The sequence below is a fragment of the Paenibacillus sp. MT86 genome, assembly GCF_058792535.1.
Genome location: NZ_CM179499.1, coordinates 6,948,130 through 6,964,914 on the forward strand (window position 1 = coordinate 6,948,130; position 16,785 = coordinate 6,964,914).

Annotated in this window: 18 protein-coding genes and 1 pseudogene; 3 read left to right on the forward strand and 16 right to left on the reverse strand. The window is 45.2% G+C overall.

Annotation, left to right across the window (positions count from 1 at the left end; translation table 11 throughout):
• Positions 1–296: 296 nt before the first annotated feature.
• The 3 genes from AC3RCL_RS31660 to AC3RCL_RS31670 form a co-directional block, all read right to left on the reverse strand.
• Positions 297–971 carry an SOS response-associated peptidase gene (locus AC3RCL_RS31660; protein WP_096777264.1) on the reverse strand — a complete coding sequence of 225 codons (675 nt, stop codon included), beginning with the start codon at positions 969–971 and terminating at the stop codon, positions 297–299.
• Between the two features lie 873 nt (positions 972–1,844).
• On the reverse strand, positions 1,845–2,117 hold the full coding sequence (gene rpsR / locus AC3RCL_RS31665; RefSeq protein WP_006207333.1) for a 30S ribosomal protein S18: 273 nt from the start codon (positions 2,115–2,117) through the stop codon (positions 1,845–1,847).
• Between the two features lie 878 nt (positions 2,118–2,995).
• The gene (locus AC3RCL_RS31670; protein WP_418936662.1) at positions 2,996–3,223 is read right to left on the reverse strand and encodes a methyltransferase domain-containing protein; all 228 of its coding nucleotides are present in this window, start codon (positions 3,221–3,223) and stop codon (positions 2,996–2,998) included.
• Positions 3,224–3,297: 74 nt separating this feature from the next.
• On the opposite strand from AC3RCL_RS31670, the pseudogene AC3RCL_RS31675 reads away from it, so the two are divergent.
• Positions 3,298–3,570 (forward strand): annotated as a pseudogene (locus tag AC3RCL_RS31675) (carbonic anhydrase); the annotation flags it as partial.
• 114 nt (positions 3,571–3,684) lie between these two features.
• Here AC3RCL_RS31675 and AC3RCL_RS31680 read toward each other — a convergent pair.
• The 11 genes from AC3RCL_RS31680 to AC3RCL_RS31730 all read right to left on the reverse strand — a co-directional run bounded on the left by AC3RCL_RS31680 (position 3,685) and on the right by AC3RCL_RS31730 (position 13,400).
• Complete coding sequence (locus AC3RCL_RS31680) at positions 3,685–4,032, reverse strand: hypothetical protein (protein WP_023559073.1); 348 nt, start codon at positions 4,030–4,032, stop codon at positions 3,685–3,687.
• Positions 4,033–4,137: 105 nt separating this feature from the next.
• Positions 4,138–4,575 (reverse strand): Hsp20/alpha crystallin family protein, encoded by a 438-nt coding sequence (locus AC3RCL_RS31685; RefSeq protein WP_174349569.1) that lies wholly within the window; start codon positions 4,573–4,575, stop codon positions 4,138–4,140.
• 175 nt (positions 4,576–4,750) lie between these two features.
• Positions 4,751–5,794: an ATP-binding protein gene (locus AC3RCL_RS31690; RefSeq protein ID WP_492533966.1), complete on the reverse strand. Its 1,044-nt coding sequence runs from the start codon at positions 5,792–5,794 to the stop codon at positions 4,751–4,753.
• Between the two features lie 112 nt (positions 5,795–5,906).
• On the reverse strand, positions 5,907–8,078 hold the full coding sequence (locus AC3RCL_RS31695; protein ID WP_426202599.1) for a PAS domain-containing protein: 2,172 nt from the start codon (positions 8,076–8,078) through the stop codon (positions 5,907–5,909).
• 296 nt (positions 8,079–8,374) lie between these two features.
• Positions 8,375–9,304 (reverse strand): dipicolinate synthase subunit DpsA, encoded by a 930-nt coding sequence (dpsA, locus tag AC3RCL_RS31700; protein WP_007784329.1) that lies wholly within the window; start codon positions 9,302–9,304, stop codon positions 8,375–8,377.
• Positions 9,305–9,340: 36 nt separating this feature from the next.
• Positions 9,341–9,661 carry a YunC family protein gene (locus tag AC3RCL_RS31705; protein WP_005832069.1) on the reverse strand — a complete coding sequence of 107 codons (321 nt, stop codon included), beginning with the start codon at positions 9,659–9,661 and terminating at the stop codon, positions 9,341–9,343.
• 91 nt (positions 9,662–9,752) lie between these two features.
• Complete coding sequence (locus AC3RCL_RS31710) at positions 9,753–11,270, reverse strand: phospholipase D-like domain-containing protein (protein WP_028406247.1); 1,518 nt, start codon at positions 11,268–11,270, stop codon at positions 9,753–9,755.
• Between the two features lie 71 nt (positions 11,271–11,341).
• Entirely contained in the window at positions 11,342–11,548 is a 207-nt protein-coding gene (locus AC3RCL_RS31715; RefSeq protein WP_005832067.1) for a DUF1657 domain-containing protein, read from the reverse strand.
• A gap of 93 nt (positions 11,549–11,641) precedes the next feature.
• Complete coding sequence (locus AC3RCL_RS31720; RefSeq protein WP_005832066.1) at positions 11,642–12,202, reverse strand: CBO0543 family protein; 561 nt, start codon at positions 12,200–12,202, stop codon at positions 11,642–11,644.
• Positions 12,203–12,347: 145 nt separating this feature from the next.
• A complete protein-coding gene (locus AC3RCL_RS31725; RefSeq protein WP_492536510.1) occupies positions 12,348–12,716 on the reverse strand; it encodes a hypothetical protein in 369 nt (122 codons plus the stop codon).
• A 183-nt stretch (positions 12,717–12,899) separates the two neighbouring features.
• Complete coding sequence (locus tag AC3RCL_RS31730) at positions 12,900–13,400, reverse strand: hypothetical protein (RefSeq protein WP_143767920.1); 501 nt, start codon at positions 13,398–13,400, stop codon at positions 12,900–12,902.
• A 207-nt stretch (positions 13,401–13,607) separates the two neighbouring features.
• On the opposite strand from AC3RCL_RS31730, the gene AC3RCL_RS31735 reads away from it, so the two are divergent.
• Both AC3RCL_RS31735 and AC3RCL_RS31740 read left to right on the forward strand, forming a co-directional pair.
• Complete coding sequence (locus AC3RCL_RS31735; RefSeq protein WP_005832064.1) at positions 13,608–14,036, forward strand: cell wall hydrolase; 429 nt, start codon at positions 13,608–13,610, stop codon at positions 14,034–14,036.
• A gap of 554 nt (positions 14,037–14,590) precedes the next feature.
• Complete coding sequence (locus AC3RCL_RS31740) at positions 14,591–14,824, forward strand: hypothetical protein (RefSeq protein ID WP_143767919.1); 234 nt, start codon at positions 14,591–14,593, stop codon at positions 14,822–14,824.
• 593 nt (positions 14,825–15,417) lie between these two features.
• On the opposite strand, the gene spoVAE is transcribed toward AC3RCL_RS31740, so the two are convergent.
• Positions 15,418–15,768: a stage V sporulation protein AE gene (gene spoVAE, locus AC3RCL_RS31745; protein WP_005832063.1), complete on the reverse strand. Its 351-nt coding sequence runs from the start codon at positions 15,766–15,768 to the stop codon at positions 15,418–15,420.
• The gene (spoVAD, locus tag AC3RCL_RS31750) at positions 15,765–16,784 is read right to left on the reverse strand and encodes a stage V sporulation protein AD (protein WP_127510464.1); all 1,020 of its coding nucleotides are present in this window, start codon (positions 16,782–16,784) and stop codon (positions 15,765–15,767) included. The genes spoVAE and spoVAD overlap by 4 nt, the downstream gene beginning before the upstream one ends.
• Position 16,785 lies beyond the last annotated feature (1 nt).

The following is a 16,785-nucleotide window of genomic DNA, read 5'->3' on the forward strand; positions in this document are numbered from 1 at the left end:
CAGATTTAAAACCTTGATTAAAAGTGCTAAAAGTAAAGTTTTATGTTAAATTATATAACACAATCCTAGTCTATCTCTGCTCAATCTAAATAAAGCCCATTTTTATGTAATATTTCATCCTAACCGTATGCTTCAATTCCGTATTAGGTGACGCCTGTTTGAAGGTATTGACTTTCATGGTTTCGTCCCTCTACTGCATTAAAGCCTAAAAAAAGCAATCCGGGGGCATCTTCCGGATTGCTTTCATGTTCTGTTTTATGTCAGATAAATCAACCTCGTTCTTTCATACTTACGAACTACAGGTTCTTCACCCAAGCAAGCTTCAAATCCATTTCTTCAATGCACTGCTGATGATCATGCGTATCGTCGGCCACTAAAGGCGTTACCGGATATATGCGCATCTGTCCGCGGTAAGTATGGAGCAGCGGATGAACCGCATGCCTTCCCTGGATTTCCGGGTCCAGCCACTTGGCCATATTTTCTTCTGACAAGATTGCCGGCATCCGTGTTTCGAACTCCGATATCGCTTCATTAGCATCCGTCATCAGAACTGTGCAGGTTCTCATTTCATTTCCTCTGGCATCCCGCCATGTCTCGTATAGGCCCGCCATACCGAATATTTCATTATCTCCGATCACGGTCCGTACGGCATAACTCCGTTTGCCGACCGTCCTCCAGTAATATAGTCCGTTGCAAGGTATAACGCAGCGTCTCGTATCAATCGCTTTGCGATAAGTGGGATTCTGATCAACTGTCGTAATATCGGCGTTGACCGCATCTTTCCCCCAATACGGAACCAAGCCCCACCGATACTCATCGAGTACCCGCTCCCCCTGTTCCTGTACAATGACCGGCATGGTTTGGGTAGGACTAATGTTGTATCGGCTCTTGTAGTAATACATGACCCGATGGATGCCAAAGCGTTGATTCACTTCTTCGAGCCCTGCGGACAGCGAAAATCTTCTGCACATACGACTACCTCCTTTTTCCTTTATCGTTTGGATAATGGAGGAGGAATATGCATAATAAGACTAACATCATGGAGCTTCCACTCTATGTACGCTTGTATCCCTGGAGAGGACATCATCAGATTGAAAAATTTCTGCAATTTTAATGTAATCGCATTATTAAATTTTCCTTACCTCACGGTTCGTGGCCATGTTCGTATACCATGTTTGTACACGATAGACATCAAACTTCATACGAGAATAAGAAATAGGCCCGTACCAATCTCTTTTTTCGATATATAAAAAGGATCGCATTCTATATACTAGACAAATATCATTCCACCCTTCATGCAGAAAGGCTACAGATACCTATATATAATAGAAGAAATTTTTTTAGCCTACTTTGCGATCGGCCTACATTTATGGATTCTTTTATAGCAGGAACATCCATTGTTCTTATCGTTGTATTGCTTACAATAGACACTGTCCTTTCGAAGTAGACATGATTTCAGGGCTTTAAAACTGGAAAGCTTTACACCAGGCTTGTATTTATCGATCGCTGCTACTCTTTAACAATGTACACTCTGAGGAGACACGATTCTTCCGTGAAGACATTATATCCCAACATTTGGTTAAGCCTGTTTGAAACCGAAGTGGTCTGTCCCTGCTCTTGTTTCATATATGATTTAACCTCTGCCACTCAACATGGATGCTTTCACGATTTCGCAATGGACAGCGACGTGGTTTTTCAAGCATCTGCCGATATTGCTTACTCGACGACAGACCCCATATGGCCGAGGTATCCCTTGCGAGATGTTGAAGTAAGCACTTGAGTTTGTACCTAATAAAAAAGCGGCCCAGCCTATGATTAGGCTGAACCGCTTTACACACAAAGGATTACTCCGTTGTGTATGGAAGCAATGCGATTTGACGGGAGCGTTTGATCGCAATCGTCAGGGCACGCTGATATTTAGCGCTAGTACCTGTTACACGACGAGGCAGGATTTTTCCGCGCTCGCTGATGAATTTCTTGAGCAGGTCTGTATCTTTATAGTCAATGTGAGTAATTTTGTTCACAGTGAAGAAACATACTTTACGACGCTTGTTGCGGCCGCCGCGGCGTGCCGGTCTTTTGTCGTTGTCTCCGCCTTCTCTTTGTTTAAAAGCCATGTGTTGTCAGTCCTTTCCGTATTAAAATGGCAATATTGAAGAACGCACACTGTGTAATTCCCCAATACCCCTTGTCCTAATTGATTTTTTATTGATTACACATACGTCCCTGTGTAATTCGTGAGTTCACTTTTCTTAAAATACCACAAATGAGTCTAAAAATCAAATGTTTTAAACTGACCTCGTTCCGCCTCGATAATTGTACTTATACAACCTCTTCGGTGTATATACTAATGGTGGGGTACAGTCCCCTCCTTGTATATAGAGCAAATAGGCTACCGCAATCAGTAGTTCCAGTAGTCTATTTGTCTCCCCCACAACCAAACATGCAGAATTAAAATGTTCCCAGACGAAAGATGCATATGTAAATTTTTGGATATTTCCAGTTTTGAATGGGAATTCTCTACTGAGTCTCCAAAGACTTTACATGGAGTGGCGGGCATGATAGGCTAGCCAGCCATGCGAAACCCATGTGGTTTCGCCCTTTCGCAAAAAATCATGCCTGCAGAGGCTCCATGTCAAGTCGGCACTGAATTCTCAATAGGATTGCAACCGTCATGCAAAACTGCGATTAGCCAAATTTTTGCACTAAGCCATCGTTGTCCCTGTCATTTTTCATACTCTAAGGATTTAGCTGTTTATGATTATTCACTTCGTCAATACTGCCAATTTCAACATATATACGCGAACGTTCCGTAGACGGTTTCCTGTTCTTCATCTCGCCTTCGGCGATACTTTATTTCGGAGCACAGCAGCTCATACGTCGCAAGGACGCCATTAAGGTCGCCGTATCGCGTTTCGTAGTGCTGGAACATGTCGTGAAAAAGGCGCAGCCCGGCCGGAAGGGGAGGCTACCGAGGCGCTGGCGCCGACCACTTTTATCGCATGGAGAAATCGCGCACCGTTGAGTACCGTTCGATGCGGACGTTTTGGCAGCGCTGCGGGTTCTTAAACCCGTCTGCGGCCAGCATTGCGTTCCACTCCTTAGCTGTATGCAGCGGCAGGCCGTGGCGCTGCGGCTCCAGGCCCTGCGCGCGGTAAGCGAGCTCGAATGCGGTATGCAGCTCTCGAAACGTCTCCGCTCCGAACGTAGTGAATGCCAGCATTCCGCCTGGACGCAGCAGCCGCTTGAGCTCGCATAGTGTCTCCTGCGGGTGGGCAAGCCATTGGAAACAGGCGAATGCGAAGCATTATTGTCGCGGTATATGAATTAAATGCTGATGAAGTGTTTGTGGTCGGACATCACGATTGCGGGATGAGCTATGTTGATCCTAGCGAAGCCATAAAAAAAATGAAGGAGAAAGGCATATCTACTGAAACTATCGACACCATCGAAAAGGCGGGAATTAATTTGCAACAATGGTTATACGGTTTTGATAGTGTTGAGGATTCAGTAAAAGCCAGCGTGCAGACGGTCAAGAATCACCCTCTGCTACCAAAAAACGTTCCAGTTCATGGCCTCGTAAACAACCCAGAAACAGAAAAGTTTTTTGGGGTATACGCATCGTCAAGTGAAAAAACGACCGCCTTCTTTTTAAAGAAAGCGATCGTTTTTTCACTTGCTGTTTTATTGATACTGCCGTGGCTGCAAATTCTGATTCTGCCAGCTCTGAGCCATTGGCCAGCCCGCATTCTGCACGCCGGCTTGTTGTTGCGCTGTTTGTTGAAGCTGAGAACAAATTTGCATCGCCTGCTGCATCTGCTGTATGGCAGTTTGATGTCCTTGCAGAACAGATTGAATGGTTTGAACCGCTTGACGTTCTTTCTGGGCCAGCTGATCCAGTTGGGCGGCGTTTTGCTGCTCCTGTTGCAACATTTGCTGATACATGTTGCTCGATTGCTGGGTTTGCTGGATCAACTGTTGAATAATTTGCGCGCATTGGCTTGCTTGCTGTGAAAGGTTTTGTTGATACACGATTTTTGACCTCCTTCAATATGGTAGGACTTCATCCCCCAAAGCTTATTATGTGCAAGCGCCCATTTTTCATGTAACGCCTATATTGTGATCTCACAATTCATTTTAATGAAACTGCACATCAATTTGCCGTTGGGTATCGGCTTTTAATTTCGGCATGCGAACTTCAAGGACACCGTTGCGATACGTTGCTGTCGTTCCTTCCGTTTGAACGCGTGATGGCAAAGACACCGACCGTTGGAATCGTCCGACAAACCGTTCTTTGCGGTGTATTTGTTCCTGTTTCACTTCATTCGCTTGCTTTATGGTCCCACTAATTGTAAGCATGTTTTCATCCACATCGATATGAAGGTCTTCTTTTTTATCCAAACCAGGGATTTCACAAGAAGCAATCACTTCATGTTCATTCTCAAATACATCAATACGAGGGGTTGCAAATCCTAGACGCGCGCCGATTTCCGGAAGACCTTCGTTAAAAATTTTTTCCAAATCCCTTCTCCATAGATCGGTATTGCGAAACGAATCCCAAGGAATGAGCGGCATGTAATTTCCTCCATTGTCATCATTTTTTCAAGCTTTATTTTGTACTCTTCGGGAAATATTATTCTTTGCTACCCTGCATTGTTGAATTGAAATATGCTTTTTTGGGTCGCGACTCCCGGCAAGAGCCCCTGAAAAAATTGTTGAGAGTTTGTTTACCGCAATGTTACCGACACATTTAAACTGTTCCCTTAAATGCGGGTAATTGAACAATAACGTTTGTGCCTAGATCAGAGCTATCGATTTTCAAAGAGCCTCCCATTTTTTCGATCATAACTTGACTAAAACTGAGCCCAAATCCAATGGCGTCCTGTTTACTTGTAATAAACGGTAGGATGATTCGGGACTGCAGATCTTCTGGAATTCCTGCTCCTTGATCGCGAACAATGATGTGGATGTGATTATCCGTAATGTTAATTCGGAGCGTTAAGACAGAACCTGGGGGACTTGCATCTAATGCATTGTTAATGATTTCTTGCAGCGCCGCTCGCAGCAACTTGGGGTGTCCAAACACAAAACCGTTTTGCTCCGGAAATTCCAGAGCGAAACGTACTGTTTTCTCCAATGCTTGGACCTGTATATCTGGAATCCATTCTTGCATAAATGAAAGAAGAGAAATAGGAACAAATTTCCATTCGAAAGGTTTTCCAAAGAGCAAAAATCGCTGCAACGCTTTGTCGATCGTCTGAATTTGCTCATCAAGCAGTTTAAAGTATCCGGCCAATTTCTGATGAGGTGGAGATGCCGCGAATTGTAAAACGGAAACATGATCCTTCAAACTTTTTTCCAGAAGTTGAAGCGTCCCTTTGATTACCGTTAAAGGATTTAGAATGATATTGGCTGTGCCCGCCGCCATATGCACAATGGTTTCCCTTCTTTCTTTCTCGCATTGTATTTTCACGTACTGTTGAAAATCTTGGATATCGGCCATCAGAACAAAACATTCCCCTTTTAGCTGCGGGTATACATAGGTGATCATGGATCGTACTTTGCCATCTAACCTCTCTTGCACGAGTACTCCCGAGTAATTCTTTTTATCCTGCAGTACTTGCCCCACGATCGATTGTAATGCCGAGTGTTCAGGGAATTCTTCTCCGGAGGTTACTGTGTACCAGGTATTCATGGTTGTATTTAAAAATAAAATTTTGGCTTCTGAATCGACGATAGCCAGTCCAATATCCATTCGATCTGAATTCATGAGGAACTCTACGATTTGCCTCATCACCATTAACTTCCTTCCCGGCCACTTATCGTGTGCAGAACTACAGTAAAAAAGCCAGCTAATTTCTCGTCACGAAGTGGAACCCGATTTCTAAGATTATACCTATAAGCCGTTACAGAGCGATGGGAAAGGATACGGTAAAAGTTGTACCTTCGCCAACCTCGCTTGCAACCTCAATATTCGCATTGTGATACTCTGCAATCTGATAACAAATGGATAGCCCGAGACCTGTCCCTGTCTCTTTCTGTGTAAAAAAAGGTTGTCCGATCTTTTGCAACAATTCTTGCGGAATTCCAACACCATTATCCCTTATGCTTACTTTAACCCATTCATCGCATTGCACTTGTTCGATCCAGACGGTTCCCCCTTCAGGCATCGCTTCAATGGCATTCTTAATCAAATTAATAAATAACTGTTTGATTTTATTTCCATCGCACCGGATCTGCACGGGTTCCTTGGTTGGATGAGAGTGAATTTCTACATTATGTAATGTGGCCTGCGTCTGAAGTAGCACGACGATATCCTGAATCAGTTTAGAAAGATCATGCTGTGTCATGTTCATCTCTTGCGGTTTGGCTAAAGCCAGTAGTTCATTTAGAATAAGTTCGATACGAGTTAATTCTTCCTTCATAATATCGTAGTACTTACTTCCTTTTTCTTTGCCGGCGCTTAACAATTGCAGAAATCCTTTCAGCGCGGTAAGCGGGTTTCGAATTTCATGCGCAATTCCCGCGGCCATTTGACCCGCTATGGATAATTTGTCTGCCTGATGAGCAGATTGCTCGGCTGCATCAAATTCGGTAATATCATGCATGACACAAATGCCGCCCACAATTTTATTTTGAACAATGATCGGCTTCCCATGACAGAGAATGAGGCGATGCTCGCCATTCGACTTTTTAACCACCATTTCTAAATCCCGGAAACTTTCGCCTCGATACGCCCGATAAAGCGGGACGCGTTCCTTGCTCAACAGCGTTTTTCCATCTGTTTGATACAATCCGTATACAGAACTCCAGTGTTCGGGCGAAAGAGGTATCTTTACAAAGTCGTGCAATTGTCTTGCGGCTCTATTCATACTTGTCAATATCCCATTTTCATCACAAATCACAACGCCGACATCCATTGTTTCTACAATATCACTCATGACACGTTCTTGAGTAGCTAGGACGTCTTCCAGCGTCTTTCGGCTCGTTATATCCCGAAAAACCTTTACTATCTCACGAACATTGCCCGAATCGTACCGCAGCGTGTTGCTTACGACCTCCACCCAAACAGAGGAGCCGTCTCTTCGACGTAATCGTAAAATGTTGCTATAACCGTCTTCATTCATCCACTCTTGCGAGCCCAATTTTTCTATATCGGGAGGATAGAACAATTCCCAGACAGGTCTTCCTATCAATTCCGTCGCATCATAACCCAGCAATGGTTTGCACGCCGGCGATATGTAGTAGATAATACCATTGATATTCAGTGTAGCAATCATTTCCCCCGTATGGTCCGCTAACAAACGATATTTTTTCTCGCTATGCTTTAGGTCCCTTTCCATATTGGATTGCAGGGTAATATCCCTTGCGATGCAATGCAGCCCTACGAGTTCATTCTGAATGAAATTGGGAATATTCAGTACGCTGTATTTCAACATTTTGCCGTCTTTCGCTTCAAATGAAGTTTCCATCTCAAAAGGGGAATTCGTAAATGATTCCATCACGTGTTCCAGACTTTTCCGAATGGTGTCTCCAAGTGCTCTTTCCAACTCATATAAGTCATCGCCCCATAATTTCGTGCAGGCGCGGTTCACATAGCTGAAACTTCCATCTAACATGACGTCGTAAACAAGATCGGAATGATGGTCAGCAAGTATTCTGAATTTATCGGCGTATGCCTCGTTCAATTCAACAAGCCTTTTGCGATACGTGATCTCCTGAACCTGGATCAAGAATACTCTTTCCGGATGTCCCTCCACATCGATGACCGATAGGGTTGTCATTCCCCATTTGTGTCTGCCGTCAAGACAAATATAGCGATTCTCCATTTCGACATAATCGGAATTGCCGCCTAGCAAGTCATTCATGAACCCGTTATATAATGGAACGTCTTCCGTATAAATAATGTCAAGTATTCTCATTCGCAGCAGTTCTTGTTCTGTATAGCCCAGCATGTTGCATAGCGAGCGATTGACCATTGCCACTTCACCACCGAATCGAACTAAAGCTTTTCCGACAAGTGTATAATGAAATGCGTGGTGAGCGACAGGATGTGAAAGTAAATCTGAAATATCCATTTGCAAGTAACCTCCGACTGTGCAATAAGCTTATGTTTGCAACCTTAACGGTCTTCTGTTAAAAATCTATGGATGTTCTCTATTATATATGGCATTTTTAACAGTTGAAACAAGATTCCGAGACCAACACTAATTTAGAGTCCCCCGTTACATGGAAACCGACTTGTGATCTAAGAAAGAGCCGCTTTACCACGCTTCATTATCCGATTCTTACGCAAATAAGACGGAGGCCGGCAAAGTACCGACCTCTCTGATCAAGTATAAACAAGATGCCTCTCTAAATTACGTTCGCGATCTCACACCCCAGAAGGACAAGCAAGTATGTCCATTTGCTCCCGATTTCGATTCCGTTGTTCGTCCTGCATCATTTGACATAACGTACTCGCCAATATTCGTCCAGCTGTTCTTGGCGCGACAGCTCCCGGTAAACTTGGCGCCAACATGGCCTTGATTCCGCGTTTTTCGGCGAAGCGAAAATCTGTCCCGCCAGGTTTGGAAGCTAAATCAATAATGATTGCGTGATGCGGTATACGAGTTAGCACACGAGATGTAAGGATTAGCGCCGCAACCGTGTTAAAAATAATATCCGCATTTGCGCCTTCTTCGTACAAATCTTTCGTATAAAACGGCTCAATCCCCATCTCCAAGGCACGTGCAAACTGCTCCGGTTTCTGCACACCTGCTTTGACGTGTGCTCCCAGACGGTGAAGCACGCTGGCTAACGTAAGACCGACTCTCCCCAATCCCAGAACCATACAACGCGAACCATGTATGGTAATATCCGTATGTTGAATGGCCATCATTAAAGCGCCTTCTGCAGTGGGAATTGAATTGTATATGGCAACATCGTCCCTATTGAGCAATTCAATCAGATCGATACCCACTTCCGAGCAAAGGTTCTTCAAGTAGGACTTAGCTATGCCGGAATAAACTTTTGCATGTTTAGGCAAACAGGACATATATTCTTTGTTCAGCATTAGCGTTTCGGTCGAAAATGAAGACTCTATTTTGCCATGGTCATCCGTACCAACAACCGGTAAAATCAATACATCCGCCTTGCTAAGTACTTCCTTCGTAAGCTTTGCGTGCCGGACTTCATGAAGTTGTTCCTTCACATCTTCATAACCGATTAATACAACATTGGCATCCAGGTCAGTAAATGAGCGAATAATTTCAAGATGCCGGGCATCGCCTCCAAGAATAACAACATGCATACCCGTTAACAAACAATCCCCTACTTTCCTTAAAAAATGGCCTGAAAACTAACGGTAATTAACTGCGTCTGTCATCTTTACAAGCGCGTCTGACCCTTTCATTCCGGGATGAATTCCATGTAATTCCGCCTCTAGGGTAACCATATCAAGAGGGGCGTCCAGCAATTGCTCTATCGTTCGTACCCCGACTGCACGTCCTGCGACAATTCGACGTTCTTTTAATTTTTCATTTAACAGCCGAATATCCAGTGCGCCGCACATGATATATCCGTGTTCAGTTGTGATAGCCAGTAGTGTTGTTTTGGGCAGAGTGACCTCAATGCCGATAACCTGATGCCCTTTCACTTCAATCGGTTTGATTATAATCATCTATGATGCAGCTCCTTTTTCTATACTATATATATGCCGGGGGTGATACCTGCACCATAGACGAATGCCTAAATCCAATATTGCTTGTGTATTATAACAAAGGAGACAACAAACGCGCCGCTTGATCAAGCATCCGCTCGGATGAAGGTCGATTCACGTGATCTTCCAAACGATAGGGAGTCGCCTCGGCAAGATCCCGTTCGAATTGTTCCGTTAGTTCCCGAGCCACATCGGAGTGATACATCACTGCGCAGATTTCGTAGTTTAAACGATAGCTCCGGAGATCATAGTTGGAAGAACCGAGTTCGGCAATCTCGCCATCGATAATCATGACTTTCGCGTGCAATACCCCTTTGTTATACTGAAACACATGGACCCCCGCCTCCACCAGTTCGCCGTAATACGTACGGCTGGCAGCGCCTGCAACTTTAGGAATCACCCGCTGCGGCACCAGTAATCTCACTCGAACCCCACGCGCCGCGGCTGTTTTGATGGCCATCAGGATATCCGCGTCGGGAATAAAATAAGGATTGACGATGTCGATGGATCGGGTCGCCTGGGTTAGACAAATGAAATGCATTTCCCGAATGACCGGAGTAGGCAGCGAGGGATTGCCTTCAAACATCTGGATATACACAGAAGGTGTATCTTCGGGTGAGGAAGCTTTCGCTATACGCGTGCTTTCCGTCGTTCCAAGCTCCGATCCCCACTCCCATCCGAATGCAGATCGCTCTGTTTTGCCAAAAGGAAAAGGATATTCGTTGTTGGGATGCGAACGTTGCACAGATTCAGGGTTGTTTCTTGCCGTTATTGGCGTATGGGGTATGTCCGGTGACGCCAATTTCCAATGGGCTTCAAAAACCGCCTTCGCATCATTCGCTGATTCGCCGGTTATCCGCATATGGGTATCGCGCCAGAATCCGGTATTCGGCTTCATTCCGGTATACTCATCCCCCACGTTGATTCCTCCCATAAATGTCTCCTTTCCGTCAATAATGACGATTTTGCAATGATCGCGGTAAGTCAAGTTGGATAGAATCCAGGGAAATCGCAAAGGGAAAATAGTCCTGCATTCAATGCCCGCCTCCTTCATCCGACGAATTGCATGTTTGGGAAACGACCGGCTTCCCAAGCCATCCCTTATAAAACGAATATTCACACCGGATAAAGCACGGTCAATCAGTGCGTCTGTGATCCGATTTCCAATATGGTCATTCCGATATATGTAATATTCAAGCTCAATCGTTTTTTGTGCGGATTGAATCGATTGCAGGAGTCTGCCGTAAGTTTCCATCCCGTTCGTGAGGATTTGGACAGAACCTGTTCGAAGGCTACTAACCGATAAGGGCTGTAAAGACCGGGCGATAACAGCTGCGGAATGGCCGCACAACGGAGGCAAAACGATCGGATTCTGATGCGATGAAACCAGCTTGTCCCGCCGCATTTGCACCGGATTCGTGACGAAAAGGTAACAAACGAAACCGATCATCGGAAATACCAGTCCGACTGTCATCCATGTCAGCGCCTTGGCGGGGCGGCGCACCTCCCGAACCGCAATAATGAGTAACAATGCTGTATTAACAATCCATAGTCCTGCGATCCATGCCAAGAAAATCAGCCTCCAATTATATAAACGATGAAAAAAGTTGCAGCCATGCCGAGAGACCGGCATGGCTTTTTTTAGAACCCTTTATACTGCGGTTCTTCTTGTTCAATTTGTTGCAACCGCGGAACGACCTGGTCAATGATGTTTTGTGTCTGTTGTGCTGCGTTTGTGAATGTGGTTTTGGCCTGCTGGTTTTGTGTATTTAACGCAAACTGTTCAAAGCTGGCCTGCGCGCTTTTCAGCGAAGCTACAGCTGTTTTCAATTGAGAAGCTACCGTCATATCGATCACCTCCTGCAATAGCATCCGTATGTAATATGTCAACCCGTTCAAACGTGTATGAATGGTAACATATGGCGACTGGTTCTTGCCGGTTTAAGGTCCGGACTTACCGCAATCGATGCCTTTTCTGGCAATGCTTGAAGACATAAAATACAGCCCGACATAGATCGGAAATGAATAGATATGCTTCCAGTGAATGGGATGATATAAATCTGCCATTTGTGAGATCGGCTCGGCCACAAAAGCGGAAAAACCCCCAAATAGGAGGGCCTTTATCAGCGGGTTTACTTCCGGCTTGTACTGGTTCAAGAACATCACTGTGACGGGAAGAAGTGAAAAATTCCATGGAAAATTAGCCGGCATGAACGGGATGACTTCCCAGTGGTAATGCCAGAGACCCATGGCAATCCCAAGCTGATCCAGCCACGACGACACGATAATTATCGTAAACCCGGATAGTAGAAACTGTCCTGTTGCTCGTTGGTCCCGAATTCCGATCCAAATCAGCCAAGGACATATGGATAAACCTACTCCCAACCACCATTGGCGTGTAAACAGGACGTGATTGCGCCAAATTTCAGTCATGTTGCGGTGTGCTTCAACAATCAATTGATAGGCTTGTTCAATCGCATGATGAATCTGGTTTTCGTCCACCGATGTCACCCCTTTCCGTTTATGTGGGGACCTGCCATTATGCAATCTGTTGATAAGACGATGTACCCGCGATACAGCATCCTGCACGGATTATTTTATATCCGCCAAGGCCAGATGTTTGGACGATGACGGATATGTGCCTGCTTCATCTGCGCGAGTTTCCATATAGAATATTTGACGTTACAAATACGCCGACCGGCGGCAGCGAAGTTGAAGACGGTTGGGATGTGACATAGCCGCTATGCTCCGGCAAGTTGATATCAGTTGTCGCTACCCAGGTTCCATATTCGCCCGCCTGTAAAGAGGGGGGGAGCATTCGAAGGCGTCCGGTGAGGACCAAATGCCGAAGTTGAATCTGGACATCGTCATAGATGGTTAAATGACCGGAATAGGCAGCGTAGGGGGAATGAAACACGATCTGCTGCGCGCTTTCATTCCAGCTTCCTTCAATCGGAATCGGCGTTCCGCGAAATTGGATAGTGCCTTGAACTCGTTGGTCCGGCAAAACGCGCATCACAAGCTTGCCCCATACAACCGGCCTGCCGGCGACGGATGCATAAACTCCCCAAATGGAAAAGGGGGGTAATACCTTTGATATGGATTGCGAGGCATCGGCCACGACTCATCACTCCTCTTATTCGGTTACGCCATTATATGCGTCCACGGTAAAAATGCCCGTCACGGGGCTTGGATTCCTTTACAGATAACCGAACATGATCAAGTAAAAGAAGATCGACAATACCGTCACCGGGATGCTCCAAACCGGCTTTGTATGATGAAAACGAAGCATGAGAAACATGTGTACGTCAAAAAAAAGCGACCACCAGCAATTCCAGCCGCGGGAGTAGGTAATATAACCGAGGCGATATCCGACCCATTCAACACCGATATAAATCAGCACCCACTTTGCAATGTGAACCGCAGCCTTCCATTCGACTTCCGGAAAACGGGTGAGGTAGAGAAAAGCAGTTAAAGGATATATGCAAAAGGTGTGAAGCATAACAACGCTGGTATAGTTGAATACTGGATCGGGTTCCAAACGCCACAAATAAAATTTTTCATGCGAGAAGAATTCGTAAAGCAATTGAAAACAAGCTAGGTATACCATCGTTGGATAGCACTGGGAAAACTGTATCCACCGACCCCACCGCCACGCCGCGAATACCGTCCATAACGCAATGGCTAAATGAATACTCACAACTCACCTTCAGATGTTATTTATCATGTGCTGGCGCAGTTACATGTAGGCGGTTTTAAGTTATCCAAAAAAAGAGTAGTTAATTCAGGCAATTAACAATCCGTAAGGTGAAACTTGCGAGATTGTGCGTCGGATAGCGGTATGAATATTAAGCAAGCACTAAATAGAACAATGGGAATATATTGAATACTAAAATGAGGTGATACAATGGCCGTTGTCAAAGCCAGGGCAAGTGATATAGATCTGTTGGCAAGATTGCTTCGAGCCGAAGCGGAAGGGGAAGGCGAACAAGGAATGCTGCTCGTCGGGGCTGTAGGAATTAATCGGATTCGGGCAAACTGCTCCGATTTTAAAGGCATTCGTACGATTCCGCAAATGGTATTTCAGCCGCATGCGTTTGAAGCAACCATACACGGTTACTTTTATCAAAAGGCAAGGGACAAAGATAGACGCCTTGCACGAAAGTCAATTAACGGTGAGCGACCATGGCCTGCTAAATTCGCTTTGTGGTATTTCAAACCCCCCGCAAATTGCCCTTCGACATGGTACAATCAGCCTTTTGTCGGAAGATACAAAAGCCACTGCTTTTACGAACCGACAGGTGTAGAATGCGAAAATATTTACAATACTTTTTAAACATATAAGACGCAGGCCTAATCCGGTCAGCGTCTTATATGTATTAAGCGCAAATCTCTGCATAACCGTTTGGAGTAATACTTTGCAGGTATGGGGATCTTCCAGTTTTGGTTCGTGTATGCCAATGCCAGTACCAACCGGCCAATCAGTTCTTTATTGACCAGCCAACACAACTCATTGTACTTCTCCAAGGCATTGAGGAAATTACTGAGTTGATGGAGCAGGGAGAATCGGCGTCTTTTTGAACATTTACACGAATCCGATGATGTCCCAAAGTTGATCCTTCGGTAGGCGTAAAATCCGATTTTGGTATCTTGATTTCTTACCGTATACCAGAGGAGTGTTTTGAGGAATGGAAGAGGGTGTCCAAAGGCAGGCCAGCCGATATGTCCGGCATCACCTACGAGAAGTTTCTGATCCGATCGGAAGATCTTCTTCGCTTACATTCCACAGTTCGGCCATTTCCTTGATATGCTTTGGACCAAAAGGGTAAGATCGATGGTTCACCAACCGAAGCGCCGACCGTCTACTGACTCCGATGATGTATAAAGGATATGAATATCGGAATAATATCAGTTACATATTCTGAAAATGGCAAATGGAAAGGAGAAAATATGGAAAAAAGCGAACTTAAATCACAATTTAAACACCGAATCAAAACGGCAAGTAATAAATCTCCAATAGTATTGGATGGCAAAGCAAGTAAAAAAGTTCCAACCGAGCCGAGTTTGATGGAGAGAACCAAAGAAGCGATGGAGAATATAGGAACCGAAATAAATAGCGTCTGACAGTATATGGAATGATGCAGTTAGGCTCGCCATATGGCAAAAAGTTCACCGTCAGAAATATTTTATAGCTGGGTCGACGTATGAACAAACAAAAAAACAACTACAGCTCCATAACAATCGGTTTATGCCGGGTTTGCTCGTAAGCTTTGAAATTATTGATGGGACATTCCGTAAGGATTGGAACAAGTAAACTTCTCATAATCAAAACCAGTCGGTTAGGGAGCGCACTAACCGACCCCTTAACGTGCATTCGGAAATATTCGTTGCACAAGTTCATTGAATTCTTCAAGAAAACCTATGACTGGCTCCCTTGCCTGACATATATTCGTACGCATTGAAGTTACCCCGGTCTACAGCTGGCATCTCGCCATGTACCTGCACGAGAATCCGGCGCTGCAGGCGCGCAAAGTCATAGTGTTTACGATTAACCCGAAGCTTGTGAACAAGTTCAAGAAGCAGACGGAGAGATAACGCCTCCTTTGCATAAGTCCTTCTGCGGAATTCCCAGTTAAAATCTGGAGTTAAGCGCTGGATTTTTTGACTGGGTCTAGTTTGTCATTTTCATTTTCCTGACTCTTCCAATGGGCCCCGTATTATCCTTTGGGTTTTACGAACAATGCAGCGAGAAACGAAAAAATAATCGCTGCGGATATTCCGGCACTGGTCACTTCGAAAATTCCGGTGATGATCCCAATCCAGCCATTGCTCTTTAGTTCTTGAAGCGCACCATGGACAAGCGCGTTACCAAAGCTTGTAATCGGGACCGATGCTCCTGCCCCGGCAAATTCAATCAGCGGATCATACCATCCAATTCCGTCGACAATCGCACCCAATACAACAAGCAGGGTCATGGTGTGGGCCGGTGTAAGTTTCAAGACATCAAAACAAAATTGTCCGAAAACACAGATTGCACCTCCCACCAAAAAAGCCCAAAGAAAAATCATAATATCTCCCTCCCTGCCTCTATGGATACGGCATGAGCGATACAAGGAATGCTTTCCCCTTGTTGAAATGAAATCGGGGATAGCAGCGCCCCCGTAGCGACAACGAGGATTCGTTTCAGTTCACCTCTTCGCATCCGATTTAGCAAATGTCCATAGGTAACAACTGCCGAACAACCGCAGCCGCTTGCTCCGGCTTGAACCATTTGGGTTTCATAATCGTAAATCATCATCCCGCAATCGGAATATTCGGTTTGTTCGATGGGAAAGTTATGTTTCTTAAACAATTTACAGGCGATTTCATATCCGACTTTCGCAAGATCGCCGGTAACGATCAAATCGTAATAACCCGGTTCAATTCCCAAATCTCGAACATGCGCCTCAATGGTATCTACCGCTGCAGGAGCCATCGCTGCGCCCATATTAAACGGATCTTTAATGCCCATATCGATAACCCGGCCAATGGTGGCAGATGTAACAACCGGTCCGTCACCTTCCATGGATACGATGGCAGCACCGGCCCCGGTTACCGTATATTGGGCGGTTGGCGGTTTTTGCGAACCGTACTCGGTCGGATATCGGAACTGTTTCTCCGCACTGGAATCATGGCTGCATGTCCCCGCCAACACAAATTTCGCCGAACCGGAATTTACAAGGTTAGCTGCTAATGCCAGACTTTCCATCGAGGTTGAACAAGCGCCAAACACACCGATGTAAGGGATCGATAATGTTCGCGCGGCAAAACTGCTGCTAATGATTTGATTCATCAAATCCCCGCCTATGTAAAACTGTACTTGTTCCTTTGTCAACCCCGCATTTTCAATAGCCAGTTTTGCCGCTTCTTCAATCAATACCTTTTCTGCTTTCTCCCAGCTCTTTTGTCCCATCATGGATTCTCCATGGACAATGTCAAAATCTTTGGCCAGCGGGCCTCTTCCTTCAAATGGACCCACTACCGTTGCTGTTGATCGGATGAACGGCTTGTTCTCAAATAGCCAACTCTGGTGTCCCTTTAACATA